This window comes from Paenarthrobacter sp. NPDC089675 (assembly GCF_044749185.1).
Taxonomy (GTDB): Bacteria; Actinomycetota; Actinomycetes; order Actinomycetales; family Micrococcaceae; genus Arthrobacter.
In genome coordinates this window covers 43,365-59,776 of sequence record NZ_JBIVHM010000003.1, presented here as the reverse complement: position 1 = coordinate 59,776, position 16,412 = coordinate 43,365, and the positions used below count along the sequence as shown (strand labels likewise).

Genomic DNA, 16,412 nt, shown 5'->3' with positions numbered 1-16,412 from the left:
TCAGTTTCCCTTGAGGAGTTTTCCTATGACGGGCAATTTTGCCGGTTCCCGCAAGTTTCCCAAAACGGTCTGGGCGGCTCCTGCGAGCTTCCTGACCGCCCGGTAGGCCGTGTACTTGACCGGGTTGACGGGAGCAACGAAGTCGCCGATAAGCTGTACCACCTCGCCGCCGAAGCCCTTCTTGAACTCGTACCCACCATGACCGGTTTCATCCTGGCCCTGGATGCCGAACGTTCCATAGAAGTTGTAGCGCGAGTAGCCATTGTTGAGGGCGTGCAGCATCATGCCCCAATACAGCGACGTGGCGCCGTTGAAGTAGATGTAGTCCTGGACCGTGCCGCCGATGACGCACGTGAGCTCATCACCCGAGCACGCAAAGTGGATGGCGGCCACCGTAGCCACGCCAACGGAGTCCGGGAAGCGCTCGATGTCCTTGAGGCTTCGTTCATAGCTGTCCACGAGGTCCTGGACGACCTTGACCCGGTTGGCCTTCTTCTTGCTGCCGGTTTCCTCCACCTCACGCTTGAGGTCGGCGAGAGTCTTGGATTCGGCCTCGAGCCGTTCCGTGATGGAGGCACGGTATTCCGGGATGTTGATCTTGGCCATCATGAGCTTGGTGAACTCATCTGAGGTATTGCGGAGCAGCTGCTCGTAGTATTCGCGTTCGCGGTACGTGAAGCCCTTCTCGTCCCCCGCCGTTTTGAGGGCGTTGTAGAAGTCGTCCAGGGTCTCCAGCGTGGCCTGCTCCAAATAGACGCCGTTCTTCTCGGCCTTACGGATGGCCTTCCGGGTCCGGTAATTCATCCCCATGATGAGCTCTTCGGCGTCGGCGATGCCGTCCAAAGTCTTGATGAACATCCAGTTGATGTTGGCGAAGTTCATATCGAAGCCTTGGTGCTTGAACCCAAGTCCCTCGAGTTCCTTCATCAGGGGACGATTGTCCTCGATCTCCGGGTGCTCGGCGCCGTCCTCATCGCGCGCAATGTACTTGATGTTGGGCGAGATGCGCAGCTCGGCAGCTTTCTTCGCTGCGGCGTGCTTCTTGAGGAGTTCGACGACGGGCCTCACCGCGGCCGCGTCGCTGTAGTCCATCAGTGGTCCCTTGGCGCAGTCAGCCACCTTGTACCCGATGCGGTTGGTGGAATAGACGATCTTTCCGGCAGCGATGAGGGTGCCGCCGCGGTTGACGCCAAACAGCTCCACCTCCTGCCCGCGCGCCCGCTGAAAACGGGTCAGCTCCATGGACTGGATGAAGCTCCCCTGGGGGTGTCCCTTGGCGAAGGTCTCGAAATCAGCGTCACTGAGAATCACGAATTCCATGTCGGTTCCAGCCTCGATCGGAGTCAAAGAAAATTACCTCACCTAGATAGATTTGCACCCGTTGGTGGCCGGGGCGGGCCTTGTTGTTTGCCGGGCGGTGCTTTTTAGTAGAACTGGCCGCCGGTGCGCATGGTCTCCAAACGGCGGAAGACCTTCTCTCCACCCTTAAGCCAGAGCTTGTACCGGAGCGGGCTCAGGACCAAGTCATAACAGCCCACGAAGTCAGTGACCGTTTTGGTGAAGCTCGTCTTGAACGATCCGAGGCCGTACAGGGGGTGGCTCTTGTCCTTGATGCGGGCTGAACTCGGAGTGCCGCAAAAGTCGTACTCGACGCAGCCGAGTTCCTGCATGCGTTGGATTGCGGCCCACTGGGTCAGGTGCGAATCGCCGTACTGCTTGCGGTTCTGGGTTGAGCCGCCGTCCTTGTACGTTGCCTTGGAACCGTAGTTGATCACGAAGGCGCCGACGCTCGGCCGGCAATCCTCGTAGACAAAGAAGAAGTGGCCTTGTCCGCGGCTGCTGAACTCTCCCCAGAAAGTGGCGTAGTACTCGTAGCTGCGCAAGGGCATGGCCCCCTTGGCGTTCACGGTGTTCTGCATGAGTGAGTAGAGCTTTTTGTAGCTCTGCTCGCCGGCTTCTTCCTGGATGACCTCGCACCCCTCGCGCTCCGCCCTGCGCACCGCATTCCGGGCCCGGGAAGAGATGCTGCGGAGGACCTCGTTGTTAGGCTTACTGATATCCAGGATCGCGGTGGAGTCGTTGGACTGGATGTTCGGGGCCTTGACCAGGCCGGCGGCCTGCAGTTGGGCGGTCACCTCAGGCGACTCCACGACGTCGGGCTCTATCTTGATGGTGAAGACGTTCAGTTTCTGTTCCTTCGCCAAACGGGCGACGGCGTCCAGCATGGGCTTCACATCTTCGACGGCGGCGGCGTCAGGCCCCTTGATGAGGTACCAGAGGCGTCCCAAGACAGGGAACTTCTTCTCCAGCAGCAGGTTGTAGCTGGAGTAGTCGGCGGTCTCGACGACGAGCCGACGGACCAGCCAGCCGTTGCCGTCCTTGACTGCTGCGTAGGCGTCCGACTGCAGCATGTTGCCGCCGTTCGGATTGGCCGTGACGTGCTTGTCCCAGTTATCGATTTCCTCGGCGGTGGCAAAGCGGGCGGTAAATTCTCGCAAGGTGGCCGTGTCCAATCTCAGGGTTCAATGCAGTGTTCAAAGCGGTGTTCAAAATGCGGGGCGCATGCGGGCATGCAGGATCAAGTCTATCGGGCGGAGTGTAAATGGCGATTCCAGGATCGACAGGGAGCGGCGCCCCGGCGGTCAGCCCCTTATGGCCTGCGCCGGGTTAGCTCGCGAAGCCGATATAGCGGGATACACAGCCGCCAGAACACCCGTGACCGCACCAGCTACGACTCCCATCGTGACAGCTTCCAAACCCAAAACCGGCGTCCATCCTTGCTGAAGGCAAACAACGAGCAGTGCCACCATGCCGGCCGCACCGCCTGCGAGTCCGCCCCCGGTTCCGACAAGCAGGCCCTCAAGTACGAACATTCGCCGGATGCTCGCCCGGCTGGTTCCGATCGCCCGGCGGAGCGCTATCTCGGACTTTCTCGTTTGTACGGTCAGGTACATGGAAGTCGCAGAGCTAAGACAGGCCAGGGCTAGCAGGACCCACGAGATGATGCTGATGAACACACTGAGATCGTTTTTGACACCTCTGGTTAGTGACCGGAGGTCCGCCACCGTGCTCACTGTAAAGTACTCGGGATGTGCTGCGTTCAGCGCAAGAGGAACGGCATCGCTCAGCGGGGCAGGGAAACCGGGAACAGTACGAACAATGAACACTGGATTCGTCGAGAGTGGGTCGTCGAAGCCCCCAATGCCGATGACTATGCTGTCTGAGAGCAACTGGTTCCGGCCGGGACTTTCGATGACACCCACTACAGGCACGGGCTGCCCGCCAACCCAGATCTTCTGATCCGGCCCTGCAGCTGAGATACCCCAGCGCGTGGCTGTTTCACGACCGATAAGCACAACGGGTTTGCCGAAGGACTCATCCAAAAGCGATAGGGCAGAACTGGGCTCAACAACAGCACCGTTCAGTGCAAGATAATGGGAGTCTGCAGCCAGCAAGGAACCCGCGAACGTTGGCTCCTGCACCGTCAGACCGGGCTCAAGCCGCGACGGTTTCATGTCCTTCGAAGCCAAGTCGTAGCGCAAGCCAACGTCGACGACGCCAGCAAGCCCCTCGATCGTTTTCCTCTGATCCGACGGCGGCGCCTTAGTGGCTTGGGCTCCCGAGGCACTCAACGACACTTGGAATTCATCGAGAGCCGCCTGAGCTAGCCGCTCTGAAACCTGGGAGGAAGCACTTTGGCTTAGCCCGACCGACATTACAAGCCCTCCCGATCCGAGCATAAACGCGATGATCAGAAGCATCGTCCGTCCAGTCCGCGACGTCAGCGCTGTCAGTGCGTCGAACACGTCGTCGACGATTCCCCGCCAACGCGTCGGTCTCTGTCCAAGATGCACCAAAGCCGTCGAGTCTGCCACATACGACTCGGAAGCAGGCAGGTTTGACGACCTTGACGTCCGCATTTCCTCGGCACGTACGGTTGATTGTGCCAGGACGCCGTCCACGATAGTCACCTGAGACCGAGCCGCAGCGGCAACAGCCGGATCGTGCGTAATGACGACAACCGTCATTCCTTGGGCATTCAGACTCTTGAGTTCCTCGATGACCCGTTCTGTATTGGCAACGTCCAGGTTTCCAGTCGGTTCGTCGGCAAAAAGAACTCTTGGATTCGTGGCAAGGGCGCGCGCCAATGCCAATCTCTGGCGTTCACCTCCCGACAAGTTTTTGCCGGGCGCATCCTTTCGGTGAAGGAGCCCAACCCGCTCGAGGGCGGGGCCAACACGCATTTCCCGTTCTCGGTGCCCAACGCTTTGGATACGGAGTCCAAGGGCGACATTCCTGGCTGACGACTCTTCACTCATCACATGGGATGCCTGAAAGACAAAGCCAAACATCTCCGACCGCAGAGCATCCCGTTGCCGCTCACCCATCCCGGTCACATCGTCGCCGTTGACGCAATAGCTACCGCCCGTCGGCCGGTCAAGGAGCGCAAGGACGTTTAACAGCGTGGACTTCCCTGATCCTGAGGGCCCGAGGATCGCAAGAAAGTCGCCTTCACTTATTTCCAGATCGACGTCGACAAGCGCCTGGGTCTCAGAATCCCCGACGTTGTAGGTTCGCCCTATCCCTTTCATCTTCAAGAGAGGCACGGCATTTGTTGAGAGTCGAGTCTCTGTCACGAAACCGTCACCAGTGTTCCGGGCTGAAGTCTCGGATTCTCCTCGATGGCAGCCCACCCGTCCCGCTGTTGGGTCACCGTAATGTCCACTCGTTCGGGTGATGAACTACTTTCTCCATGGTCCGTTGTGCCTGGCAACGTAACGTAGGTCCCGTGGTCGTCCTGCTTAACAGCGGTCAAAGGTACAGCCAGAGATTCAACAGCGGTTTGGTGGGCCTTAATTGAGACCGACTGGCCAGGCTTTGGTTGGTCTCCATCCACAGGAACAGCAGACACGATGTCCATGCCCGGAACAACGCCCTTGTCAGGGTCCCCTTCATTGAAAGCACCAATGCTTTGGATCGTTCCTTTTGCCGAATACCCCGCGGCTTGGAGATCTACCTCCTGCCCCACAACCAGCGCATCGGCTTGGTCGACCGTAGCGCGGCCAACCACCACATCGGGGGCCGTCTGGACCCTCCCCAGACTCAGGTCTTCTGCCAATACATCCCCGGGTCTTACCAAGCTCGTAATCTTTCCCGAATCCCCCGGGATCTGCACGAACTCGCGCCAGCGAAAGGCAACCTTCCCATCTTCAGACGTCGGGGCCGTCAGTTGAAGGTCGCGATAAAGGTTCTTGAGGGCGCTCTCTGTACCTTGGTCGAAGACTCCTGTGACCCCCGGCCAATACGCCAAACCTTGCAGCCACTTCTGCAGCGCCATCACATCAGGGCCCCGGTCGCCCGGAAGAAGATCCCGGTACAAAGGCACGTTCGAAGACATCACAAGAACAGGACGACCCGAGACCGCTGCGATCAGCGACCCCGGGGCGACGGTCTCGCCGATGCTGGCATACACGGCCGTCACTACGGCGCGGTCGGCACCCTTTGGAACAGATGCCTGCAACGGCACCGATGGCCCGGCCGACATGGTTGCCGAAACGATTACGGAAGTGGCCAGCGACTTCTTTTCCACGGCAGCGCTCACATCGACTTTTGAATTGATGGAATCGATGGCAGAGGATTCGGGCGTTCGCATCTGACTGCCAAGAAAGAACGAACCAGCTGTACAAACGAAAATGACACACAGGAAAACAACAACTCGTCTGAACCGTGGAACCCGCGGAAGTTTCACGGGTGTAGGTTCCGTCGCACCCACTACAGGCCACTATGTCCGTGTTGCCGGAGAATGTCCTTCGCTCTACCCAATGCGGCGGCCTTCTCATCGGCGAGAGTATTCAATGCCGCTTGGTGGGCCGCTATAAGGGCGGTTTGGTACTGGGCACGTATATCCATCAAGCCCTGCATAGTATTTTCCCTGTTCTTACATTCTGCATCTTGGAGGGCGGTCCGTATCTCACCTTGTTTGTCGGCAGGGTACGACGGCACCCAAGCATCGGGGGAGTCCTCACGCATGTTGATGCCGGCATCCCCGAGGCACTTGATCCATGCTTCACGCAAGGTCTTCCAGGCCACATCTCGTTCGGCCACAGCATTAGAGTCATTCACGATATTCGTCAATAGTGAATCTTGGCCGGCTACCCTACTTCGAAACGCAGGAATCTGGTCACCTGAGGTAGAGGTGTCGCACTCAAAGTACTTCTTAACGGTGGCTTGCGGCGATTCCCGGGTTCCAGAATCGTAGATTCCGGGGATGGTCCTGACGATTGGCCGTTCATACCCGTATTTAGCAGCAAATTCCGGGACCCAGATGCCGTACGATTGATCCGCCTTCACGTCGAGATCACCGTGCTTTTCCGGCATAGCAAATCCGGCCTTCTTCATACAGTCCTCGATGATGTACATGTTTGCTGCTGTGATGACCATGGACTCATCGGCGTTTGCCTCATATGTATCCACAGGCATAACGATTACTGCATTAGCCTTGTCCAGTTGTGCGTGCACCCCCGCATAGGCTGAACGATCGATCGAGGGCAGGGTCCCTGCGTCGGCCTGTTGTCCAGTTTGATTCGCGCTGCACCCTGACAGCACGAAGAGCAGCACCAGTGGTAGAAGCAGACGCCGGGTCATGGTCACCTTTCGACTCTTTCAGTTCAGGGAACTGTGGAATCAGTACGATTCATCGTGGCTCGAAATTCGGTTATCCCAATTCCCGCCACCCGGATAGGCGATGTCCGCAAGGTAGCTGATAGCCTGCCCCTCCTTCATGTAAAAGGAGTTGCCACCAAAGTTCAGGTGTTCAAAGAATGTTACGTATCGGTAGGATGGGTTGGTCGTGTATCCAACAATGTTTGACGTTGGATCATTTGCACCGCTACCTACCCAAGATGTTGCGTAGTTGTTCGAGTACTTGGTTCCGTTCCACATTGAGCTTTGGAACAAGCAGACTTGCCCGTTTGCACATGTTTGATCTGCCCACGCATTTGCCGCACGGGCGTTGGCTCCAACCATGACAGGTATTGCGACTACGGCGGCCGCAGCAAAGCTCAGAATCTTTTTCATTTCACCATTCTCTCAATAGGAGTGAAGTCTGGTGATGACAATCCACGAAACGCCAAATAGGTACGATGCCAGTCACTGCCCCCCAGTAGTCTCGAAAATAACGGGGCATCTGCGGCAAATCAACCGGAACGCCACAATGATAGGAATCTCGGGAAATATAGACCACCCAAAAGTAATATTCATAATGTCGCGTCACGATCAGACCGCTTCACCCACGTACCTTGGGGGGGTGTTTACCCTTATCGTTGTGTAGTCTGAAAACGCCTCCGGAAACGCATGGTACGACTCGCAGTCAGCGCCATCGCCGCCCTGCTGATCGTTTGGGCTGGTCCATCTTTTGGGCGCTCATCGAGGAGGGCGACGCTCCACCGGATGGGGGTTCCGGGGCGGTTACCGGTCCAAGCCAAGCAAAGGAAATATCACTTGGTTGCGGATCGAGAGGATGCTGGCGCGAAATGGTCGTGGACGTCGAACCGCCCCAAACGGCTCAATCGCTTGCAAAAACTGCGACACGAAAGCCACACCGGCACTACTGGTTGGATATGGCGCAGCGTTCTCCTGCGCCGCAGCGCACGTCAAGCACCGCTTGCCCTTTCCAAGCAGCTGGCGTGCCGTCGTCGACCGATGGCCACCCCATCGCATCGGATCGACAGCGGTGTGGCTGGTCTCCACCACCGGCCAGCCACACCGCGATGTCCACCCCTGCGCCAGCAAATGGAGAACTGATGCCTCAAAACATCGAAATCAAAGCACGCATCGAGAGCGTCGAAGATATGTTGCCGGTCGCGACGGCTTTAGGCAGCAGCGCAGCTCAGTATGTGACCCAGGACGACACCTTCTTTCAATGTCCCGATGGACGGCTCAAGCTCCGTGTCACCGACGACGGCGAGGGAACGCTGATCTTCTACCGCCGTCCGGACCAGTACGGACCGAAGGCTTCGTCGTATGTACACACATCTACGACCGATCCGCATGAACTCCGTGAAGTCCTCTCGGAAGCCTATGGAGAGCTCGGACGGGTGCGGAAGAGCAGGATCGCATTGCGCGTTGGCCACGCCCGCGTTCACTTGGATGTTGTCGAGGGGCTTGGCCATTTCCTCGAGCTCGAAGTCGACGTCAGGGCTTCCGAGCAGGATGCCGTCGAAGAGGCGCATGCACTCATGGCCGCCTTGGCAATCGCCGATGCGGACTTGGTTCAGGGATCCTACCTGGATCTCTTGCAGGACACTGCCCGTCAAGAATCCTGAACGCAGCCAGCGGGACGCTTGCCACCAGCCCCCCGGACCAACCTCACAGCCGAATCTGGCTCATGCTCTCCAGCTCAATGGCCTTCGGAGCCTTCCCCAGCTCACGCTGGCCGCTGGCCAGCCGGTCCGCAGCAGTGAGCCGGCTCAGGCTCAGCCCAGTGAGGTCGGCAATCTCGCCGATGGGAACCTGGAACGTCCGGAAAGGACCCAACGGGGGTGGTTCGCCCTCCAGCAGCCGCTCGGTGATGGCCTTCTTCAGTTCAACCTTCCCCAGCAACGGCGACTGGTCAAGGATGAAGCCGGCGGCCCCAAGCTTGGCATCGTTGGTCCAGGCTGCGATCTTCCAGAACCGCCGAGGCACCTGCACGCCCCGGTAGGGAGGGTCGTCGTCCAGGAGGACCGGCCCGGTGAACACACTGAGCTTGGCATCGAAGGAGTCGGCGTGCTCCAGAACGTGGTCCTCCAGCCCGACCCACAGTTCCTTGCCCTGGTTGAAATCATCAACCTGTGGAGCTGCGTTGGTGAAGACAAAAGTGTCCTGGTTGGCCTTCTTGGCCGTCGCTTGGTCGCCCCAGACAGGGTCCAACCGCCGGACAAGGTGGCCGCGGTCGAAGGCGTTGTTCTTATAGACATCGGGACCGGCCTGCTGTTCCTTGGGAACGCGCTCGTCAAAATGCCAGGTGCCTTCGCGGGCCAAGGGGTTCAGTTCGCTGCCGCTGATGTTGACCCCCACGATCGCCGCGAGCTTCCGGGCCGTCCGGAAGCGCACGGAGAAGTGGGTGTAATCCAACAGAATCGTCGTTGCCGACGGACTGGGCAGCTCAAGGCGTGCCCGCAAGAAATCCCGGTCATATCCCCCGCTCATGCATACAGCATGGCACTAGGCACTGACAGCGAACAGAGACTTCCTGCGTTGCGGGGCCTGCTGTGCATCCCCACCGCCTCCCTAACCTCGCAAGCTCGGCCAAGGAACCCGGGCAGCGTGGGCCCTGCTTTGGAATTAGCGCGCAGAGCGGGCCTCACAACAGGGCTTCCCTGCGTTGCGGGGCCTGTTCAGCATTCGACGACGTTGACGGCCAGGCCGCCCATCGCGGTTTCCTTGTACTTATGGGACATGTCCTTGCCCGTCTCACGCATGGTCACGATCACCTCATCCAACGAAACCCGGTGCGTGCCATCACCCCACAACGCCATCTTCGCCGCGTTGATCGCCTTCGCAGCAGCAATCGCGTTCCGCTCAATACACGGAATCTGCACCAACCCCCCGATCGGATCACACGTCAACCCCAGATTATGTTCCATCGCGATCTCAGCAGCGTTCTCCACCTGAGCCGGCGAACCACCCATCACCTCAGCCAACCCCGCAGCAGCCATCGACGACGCCGAACCCACCTCACCCTGGCAGCCCACCTCGGCACCGGAAATCGAGGCCTGCTCCTTATACAAAACCCCCACCGCCCCGGCAGCAAGCAAGAACCGCACCACCACCTCGTCCTTATCGGCCTCGGTGGCCTTGTCCATCCCCGGAGCGTAATTCAACGCGTAATACAACACCGCCGGAATGATCCCCGCCGCACCATTGGTCGGAGCCGTCACCACCCGGCCACCGGAAGCGTTCTCCTCATTCACGGCCAGGGCGATCAGGTTCACCCACTCCTGCCAATACTTCGGATCGTTCCGGTCCTTGTCCTCCTTCAGCAACCGCTCCAACCAATCCGGTGCACGCCGCTTCACCCGCAACCCGCCCGGCAGCACACCCTCACGCTTCAGCGACGTCTCAACACAGGCCTCCATCACCGACCAAATATGCAGCAAACCCTCCCGGATCTCCTCCTCCGACCGGGACGCCCGCTCATTGATCAACATGATCTCGGAAATGCCCAGGCCCTTCGACGAGCACCGGCCCAACAACTCCGCCGCCGTCCGGAACGGCAACGGCAACTCCGCCTTGGACTCCTCCAACTCCGCCCGGGCCGCGTTCTCCTCACCCTCACGGACAATGAACCCACCACCCACCGAGAAAAACGTCGCCTCCATCAGCACCGTCCCCTCAGCATCGGACACAGCAAACTTCATCCCATTCGTATGCCGCGGCAACACCGTCAACGGATGCAACACCATATCCTCCACCGCATAGGGCAGTTCCACGCCGTCGCCGGAAGCACCGGCGAGGTTCAACACACCGGTCTCGGCGATCGCGGCCAGGCGTTCCTCCACTTCCTCCGGGAGGATCAGCTCGGGGTGGTAACCCTCAAGGCCCAACAGCGTCGCAGTCATCGTCCCGTGACCGCGCCCTGTAGCTGCCAACGACCCATACAGGTCCACACGCAACGACGCCACCGAGCCCAGGACGCCGCTGTCCCTCAACTCGCCGGCAAATACAGCCCCGGCCCGCATCGGACCAACCGTATGCGAACTCGACGGGCCGATGCCCACGGAAAACAGATCGAAAACACCAACAGCCATGGCCGGGATCCCTTTTACAGCTTGAAAACGGTCCGGCAGATGGTCCTGCCGGATGGCCTCCCCCGCTCTTGACGGCAGGCGACCGAAGCACGACGCCGGGTGGCCCCCTCAGGCGGCAACCCGGCGTCGCAAGTTCATTCAGTTATTAAGTCCACGCTACGCCAGAGCAGACTTGGCCAAAACGGGGCTTCGCTGCGGTAGATGCCGTGCGCACGGCATGTTGAGCAGCGAAGCCACGATTCGGCTGATGCTAGGCGAGGTCTCCGCCGTTCTTGGAGGCGTATTCCTGCGCCGAGAGCAGCGGACCGTCAGACTCTGCGGCAACCTTGAACAGCCAGCCGTCGCCGTAGGGGTCGTTGTTGATGAGGGCCGGGTCGGAAACAACGGCGTCGTTGATCTCGGTGACCTCACCAGTGACGGGCGAGTACAGGTCGGAGACCGACTTGGTGGACTCAACTTCGCCACAGGTCTCGCCTGCAGTCACGGTGGAACCTACCTCGGGCAGGTCCACGTACACGATGTCACCCAGTGCGTCGGTGGCAACTTCAGAGATACCGATGGATACCGAGTTCCCCTCCCCACGCAAAACCCACTCGTGTTCGTCGGAGTACTGAAGTTCAGGCGCTACTTTGGGCATTCTGTTTCCTTTACGTTGTATGGACAAAAACTGCTTAGCGGGACCGCTTGTAGAACGGCAAGGCGACGACTTCGAAGGGCTCGGCCTTGCCGCGGAGGTCCACGTCCAGGGCGGTGCCGGGCTCAGCATAAGCAACGTCCACGTATGCCATGACCACCGGGTACCCCAAGGTGGGGCTTGGCTGGCCGGACGTCACTTCGCCAACGACAGCTCTGTCCTTCACCACGGGGTAGTGTGAGCGGCCGGCGCGGCGTCCCAGGCCCTTGAGGCCCACGAGCTTGCGTCCAGTGGAGACCCCGGCACCTTCAGCCTTCAAGGCAGCGAGTGCTTCCTTGCCAACAAAGTCGCCTTCCTTGGACAACGCCACAACAGGCCCGAGCCCGGCAGCGAAGGGATTGCCTTCGCGGGAGAGCTCGTTGCCGTACAGGGGCATGCCGGCTTCCAGGCGGAGTGAGTCGCGCGAGGCCAGGCCAGCCGGGACCAGCTCGCCCTCTTCGGCGACGGCGGTAATCGCCTGCCACAGCGCGCCGGCGGATTCGTTGGGAACGAAGATCTCGAAGCCGCCTTCGCCCGTGTACCCGGTGCGTGCCAGGAGCAATTCCTGGCCGCTGCCAGCCACCAGGAAGGTGACCTCGACGGCGGCGTAGTACTTCAATTCGGTGACCAGCGAGTGCTGCTCGGCCGGGACAAGCCGCAGCAGAATCGCTTCGGCAAGGGGACCCTGGACGGCGATGAGCGAGGTCTCGGGCGAGGCATCCTCAACCACGACGTCGAATCCGGCCGCACGCACCAGGAGTTCGGCAGCAACAACTGCCGCGTTGCCGGCGTTCGGCACCACCAGGAACTTCTCCGCACCCCGACGGTAGACGATCAGGTCATCAATAATCCCGCCGTCTTCCTGGCAGATCAGCGAATACTTGGCCTTGCCTTCGGCCATGGCCGAGATCTTGCCCACCAGCGCATAGTCGAGGAACTCGGCGGCCTGCGGGCCGGTGACCCAGACTTCACCCATGTGGGAGAGGTCGAACAGGCCAGCGGACTTGCGAACGGCGTGGTGTTCGGCGAGCTCGGAGGTGTACTTGAGCGGCATCTGCCAGCCACCGAAGTCCGTGAAGGACGCGCCCAGCTTCTTGTGCTCTTCGTAGAGGGCTGTGTATTTCCCTGTCATTTTCCCAAACCCTTAGTTCTCGAAGTCTTCGATCGGAGGGCACGAGCACACCAGGTTGCGGTCGCCTGCTGCGCCGTCGATGCGTCCCACCGGCGGGAAGTACTTGTCCTGCTTGAGGTGGTGGACAGGGAAGGCGGCCTGCTCGCGCGGGTAGGCACGGTCCCAGTCGGAGCTCACGACGGCGGCTGCCGTGTGGGGTGCGCGGCGAAGCGGGGAATCCTGCACGGAGAAGTCGCCTGCAGCAACCTGGTCGATTTCCTTGCGGATGGTGATCATGGCCTCGATGAAGCGGTCGATCTCTACGAGGTCCTCGGACTCCGTGGGCTCCACCATGAGTGTGCCGGCAACCGGGAAAGCCAGGGTCGGCGCGTGGAAGCCGAAGTCGATGAGGCGCTTGGCCACATCCTCGGCAGTGACCCCGGTCTTCGCGGTGAGCTCGCGGAGATCGAGGATGCATTCGTGGGCCACCAGGCCGGCTTCGCCCGTGTAGAGCACCGGGAAGTAGTCGTTGAGGCGCGCTGCGATGTAGTTGGCAGCGAGCAGCGCGGACTTGGTTGCTTCAGTGAGGCCCTGGCCACCCATGAGCTTCACGTAAGCCCAGGAGATCGGAAGGACACCGGCCGAGCCGAAGCGGGAGGCGGAAATCGGGACATCGTTACCTTCGGTCCAGGAAGCGGCATCGCCCGGCATGAACGGTGCCAGGTGGGCCTTGGCTGCGACCGGGCCAACGCCGGGTCCGCCGCCGCCGTGCGGGATGCAGAAGGTCTTGTGCAGGTTCAGGTGGGACACGTCGCCGCCGAACTTGCCGGGCTGTGCGAGGCCGACGAGCGCGTTGAGGTTGGCACCGTCGATGTAGACCTGGCCGCCGGCCTCGTGGACGGCGTCGCAGACCTCGCGAACGTCTGCGTCGTACACCCCGTGGGTGGACGGGTAGGTGATCATGATGGCCGAGAGAACGTCACGGTTGGCTTCGATCTTGGCCTTCAGGTCGGCGTGGTCGATGGTTCCATCGGGAGCCGTGGCCACAACCACAACCTTCATGCCGGCGAGCACTGCCGAGGCGGCGTTGGTGCCGTGGGCCGAGGCGGGGATCAGGCAGACGTTGCGCTGCTGGTCTCCGCGGGAGTGATGGTAGCCGCGGATTGCGAGGAGGCCGGCCAGCTCACCCTGGGAACCGGCGTTGGGCTGGATGGAAACCTGGTCGTAGCCCGTAATCTCGGTCAGTTGGGCTTCGAGGTCGGCGATCAGTTCGCGCCAGCCAGCGGTCTGGGAATCCGGGGCAAACGGGTGGATGGAGGCGAACTCGGGCCAGGAGATGGCTTCCATCTCTGCGGTGGCGTTGAGCTTCATGGTGCACGAACCCAGCGGGATCATGGTCCGGTCCAGCGCGAGGTCCCGATCCGAGAGCTTGCGGATGTAGCGCAGGAGCTGGGTTTCGGAGCGGTGGGTGTTGAACACCGGGTGCTGCAGGTAGTCGCTGGACCGTTCCACGGAAGCCTCAAGCGCGAAGCCCTCCACGGACTCGACAACTGAAGCGCCGAACACGTCGAGGACACTGCCAACAACCTCAGTTGTGGTTGTTTCATCCACCGAGATGCCCACCGTGTCAGCATCGATGCCGCGCAGGTTGATACCGCGCTCTTCAGCGGCAGCCGCGAACTCCGCTGCGCGCCCCGGGACACGGGCAGTCACCGTGTCGAAGAACGAGCCGTGAAGAACCTCGACGCCGGCAGCCTTCAAGGAGGCGGCCAGGGTGCGGGCGTGGTTGTGGGCGGTATCGGCGATCGCCTTCAGGCCCTCGGGACCGTGGTAAACGGCGTACATCGAGGCAACGATGGCAAGCAACGCCTGCGCCGTACAAATGTTGGACGTAGCCTTCTCGCGGCGGATGTGCTGCTCACGGGTCTGCAGCGCCAAGCGGTAGGCGGGAACACCGGCGTCGTCCTTTGAAACGCCAACCAAGCGACCCGGCATGGAGCGCTCAAGGCCCTTCTGGACAGCCATATAAGCGGCGTGCGGGCCGCCAAAGAACAGCGGCACGCCCAGGCGCTGGGCAGAACCGACGGCGATATCGGCACCCTGCTCACCCGGAGGGGTGATGAGCGTGAGCGAGAGAAGGTCGGCGGCAACGGTGACCAGGGCACCCCGCTCTTTAGCCGAAGCGATCACGGCGGAGTGGTCGAAGACGCGGCCGGAAACGCCGGGCTGCTGGAGGACGACGCCGTTGATGGCGCCTTCCGGAAGACCGTTGGCGAGATCCGCCACCTCGACTTCAAAGCCAAGAGCCTCGGCGCGGCCCTTCACGATGGCGATGGTCTGGGGCAGGCAGTCGGCGTCGAGAACGGTCTTGCCGTCCTGCGCAGCTTTGTTCTTGTTGGCCCTGCGCATCATCAGCACCGCCTCAGCCACTGCAGTTGCTTCGTCGAGCAGGGAGGCATTGGCGATGGGCAGGCCAACGAGGTCCTGCACCATGGTCTGGAAGTTCAGGAGTGCTTCAAGGCGGCCCTGCGAAATCTCGGGCTGGTACGGCGTGTATGCGGTGTACCAGGCCGGGGACTCGAGGATGTTCCGGCGGATCACCGGAGGCGTGATGGTGTCGAAGTAACCCTGGCCGATCATCTGCACGGCGGTCTTGTTCTTCGAAGTAAGTTTGCGCAGTTCGGCGAGAACCTCAACCTCAGAAAGGGCGTTCTGCAGGGTCAGGGCAACGTCCTGGCGGATGTCGTTGGGAACCGCGGTGTCCACGAGGGAATCCACGGAGTCGTAACCGACGGACTTGAGCATGGTGTCAATGTCGGCCTGGCGGCGGGCACCGATATGCCGGTCGACGAAGGCGGTGGAGGCTGAACTAACCGTCACGAAGGAACTCCATTACTTGGGCGGCGTTTGGGTACGCCGCAGTGGCTCGGGTTCCTCCCCGCTCTGTATTGGACCTGAGAGTTTCCGCGGGGGTGTCCGCACACGACCCGCTTGCACCGTCGGTGAGCACAGCATCCGTTCACACGGAGTGCCTGCTGCTTTCCAGAGTTGCCTAACCGCGGCGGTGCGTGGGCCTGAGAGATTCCTGGGGAGGATTTGCTCCTACGGCGCCTGCATCACGTACTGCAGGACTCTCCCGCCGCAGATCAAAGGCTTTTATGCAATTTTTGCGGCCCGCAGCTAAGGCGCACCACAGTTGTTAATTGTCCTACGCCCGCGGCGCAGCGGCAAATGGGGGATGCGCTACTTCCGCAGGCGGGCCAGGACTTTCAAAAGAACCTCGACGTCGGCCTCGCGACTGGCGTTGCCGGCGTCCTGCCCGCCTTCAAACATGGCGTTGAAATAGAGCCCGTCGCCCATGTAGCTGACGGCTTTGGCCACTTCCGGGCCAACGTCCTCGGCAAGGACGTCCTGCCAACGTTGCTGGATGGCCGTGAAGCGTTGCCGGGTCTCCTGGTGCGCAACTTCGGCCAGACGGGTCGCCGCCACGAAGGCGCGGTCCATGGGCGTTCCACCCCACAGCGACGTGCGGATGAAGTAGGCGGCGGAACCGTCGGGCGCCGCCTTCATCAGCTCTATGTCCTGCTCCGCCAGTTCATCGAGACGCTCCAGCAAGGCACTGATCAGCGCTTCCTTGTTGGGGAAGTGGTAGAGCAGCCCGCCCTTGGAGACCCCCGCACGCTTGGCGACGGCATCGAGCGTGGCAGCACGCTCCCCCACTTCGATAAGGAGCGATTCAAAGGCGTCCAGGACAGCATCCCTGGCAACTGGTTTTCGCGGCATGCATCCATCATTCCGTAAAGCTTGGCTTGGTTCTATTTGAAACTATACCGTCTAG

The 16,412-nt window shown here is 60.8% G+C and carries 13 protein-coding genes and 1 riboswitch; of the genes, 1 reads left to right on the top strand and 12 read right to left on the bottom strand.

All coding sequences use genetic code 11. From position 1 onward, the window contains the following. The 6 genes from ACIPY2_RS07905 to ACIPY2_RS07880 form a co-directional block, all read right to left on the bottom strand. Complete coding sequence (locus tag ACIPY2_RS07905) at positions 1 to 1,320, bottom strand: peptidoglycan bridge formation glycyltransferase FemA/FemB family protein (RefSeq protein ID WP_400265822.1); 1,320 nt, start codon at positions 1,318 to 1,320, stop codon at positions 1 to 3. Positions 1,321 to 1,424: 104 nt separating this feature from the next. Continuing rightward, positions 1,425 to 2,513 (bottom strand): lipid II:glycine glycyltransferase FemX, encoded by a 1,089-nt coding sequence (locus tag ACIPY2_RS07900; RefSeq protein WP_400265821.1) that lies wholly within the window; start codon positions 2,511 to 2,513, stop codon positions 1,425 to 1,427. Between the two features lie 129 nt (positions 2,514 to 2,642). After that, complete coding sequence (locus ACIPY2_RS07895; protein WP_400265820.1) at positions 2,643 to 4,607, bottom strand: ATP-binding cassette domain-containing protein; 1,965 nt, start codon at positions 4,605 to 4,607, stop codon at positions 2,643 to 2,645. Positions 4,608 to 4,633: 26 nt separating this feature from the next. After that, entirely contained in the window at positions 4,634 to 5,749 is a 1,116-nt protein-coding gene (locus tag ACIPY2_RS07890) for a peptidoglycan-binding protein (protein WP_400265819.1), read from the bottom strand. 23 nt (positions 5,750 to 5,772) lie between these two features. Further along, complete coding sequence (locus ACIPY2_RS07885; protein WP_400265818.1) at positions 5,773 to 6,651, bottom strand: hypothetical protein; 879 nt, start codon at positions 6,649 to 6,651, stop codon at positions 5,773 to 5,775. A gap of 33 nt (positions 6,652 to 6,684) precedes the next feature. Next, on the bottom strand, positions 6,685 to 7,077 hold the full coding sequence (locus tag ACIPY2_RS07880; RefSeq protein WP_400265817.1) for a hypothetical protein: 393 nt from the start codon (positions 7,075 to 7,077) through the stop codon (positions 6,685 to 6,687). Positions 7,078 to 7,802: 725 nt separating this feature from the next. On the opposite strand from ACIPY2_RS07880, the gene ACIPY2_RS07875 reads away from it, so the two are divergent. Next, a complete protein-coding gene (locus ACIPY2_RS07875) occupies positions 7,803 to 8,324 on the top strand; it encodes a class IV adenylate cyclase (RefSeq protein ID WP_400265816.1) in 522 nt (173 codons plus the stop codon). 43 nt (positions 8,325 to 8,367) lie between these two features. On the opposite strand, the gene ACIPY2_RS07870 is transcribed toward ACIPY2_RS07875, so the two are convergent. The 6 genes from ACIPY2_RS07870 to ACIPY2_RS07845 form a co-directional block, all read right to left on the bottom strand. Then, the gene (locus tag ACIPY2_RS07870; RefSeq protein WP_400265815.1) at positions 8,368 to 9,189 is read right to left on the bottom strand and encodes a DNA/RNA non-specific endonuclease; all 822 of its coding nucleotides are present in this window, start codon (positions 9,187 to 9,189) and stop codon (positions 8,368 to 8,370) included. 188 nt (positions 9,190 to 9,377) lie between these two features. Continuing rightward, the gene (locus ACIPY2_RS07865; RefSeq protein WP_400265814.1) at positions 9,378 to 10,790 is read right to left on the bottom strand and encodes an L-serine ammonia-lyase; all 1,413 of its coding nucleotides are present in this window, start codon (positions 10,788 to 10,790) and stop codon (positions 9,378 to 9,380) included. A gap of 250 nt (positions 10,791 to 11,040) precedes the next feature. Beyond that, positions 11,041 to 11,427: a glycine cleavage system protein GcvH gene (gene gcvH / locus ACIPY2_RS07860; RefSeq protein WP_400265813.1), complete on the bottom strand. Its 387-nt coding sequence runs from the start codon at positions 11,425 to 11,427 to the stop codon at positions 11,041 to 11,043. Between the two features lie 34 nt (positions 11,428 to 11,461). Next, a complete protein-coding gene (gcvT, locus tag ACIPY2_RS07855) occupies positions 11,462 to 12,595 on the bottom strand; it encodes a glycine cleavage system aminomethyltransferase GcvT (RefSeq protein WP_400265812.1) in 1,134 nt (377 codons plus the stop codon). A 12-nt stretch (positions 12,596 to 12,607) separates the two neighbouring features. After that, positions 12,608 to 15,454 carry an aminomethyl-transferring glycine dehydrogenase gene (gene gcvP, locus ACIPY2_RS07850; RefSeq protein WP_400265811.1) on the bottom strand — a complete coding sequence of 949 codons (2,847 nt, stop codon included), beginning with the start codon at positions 15,452 to 15,454 and terminating at the stop codon, positions 12,608 to 12,610. Positions 15,455 to 15,626: 172 nt separating this feature from the next. Next, a riboswitch (glycine riboswitch) is annotated at positions 15,627 to 15,723 on the bottom strand. A gap of 94 nt (positions 15,724 to 15,817) precedes the next feature. Then, positions 15,818 to 16,357, bottom strand: a complete 540-nt coding sequence (locus ACIPY2_RS07845) for a TetR/AcrR family transcriptional regulator (RefSeq protein WP_400265810.1) — start codon at positions 16,355 to 16,357, stop codon at positions 15,818 to 15,820. Between the last annotated feature and the right edge of the window lie 55 nt (positions 16,358 to 16,412).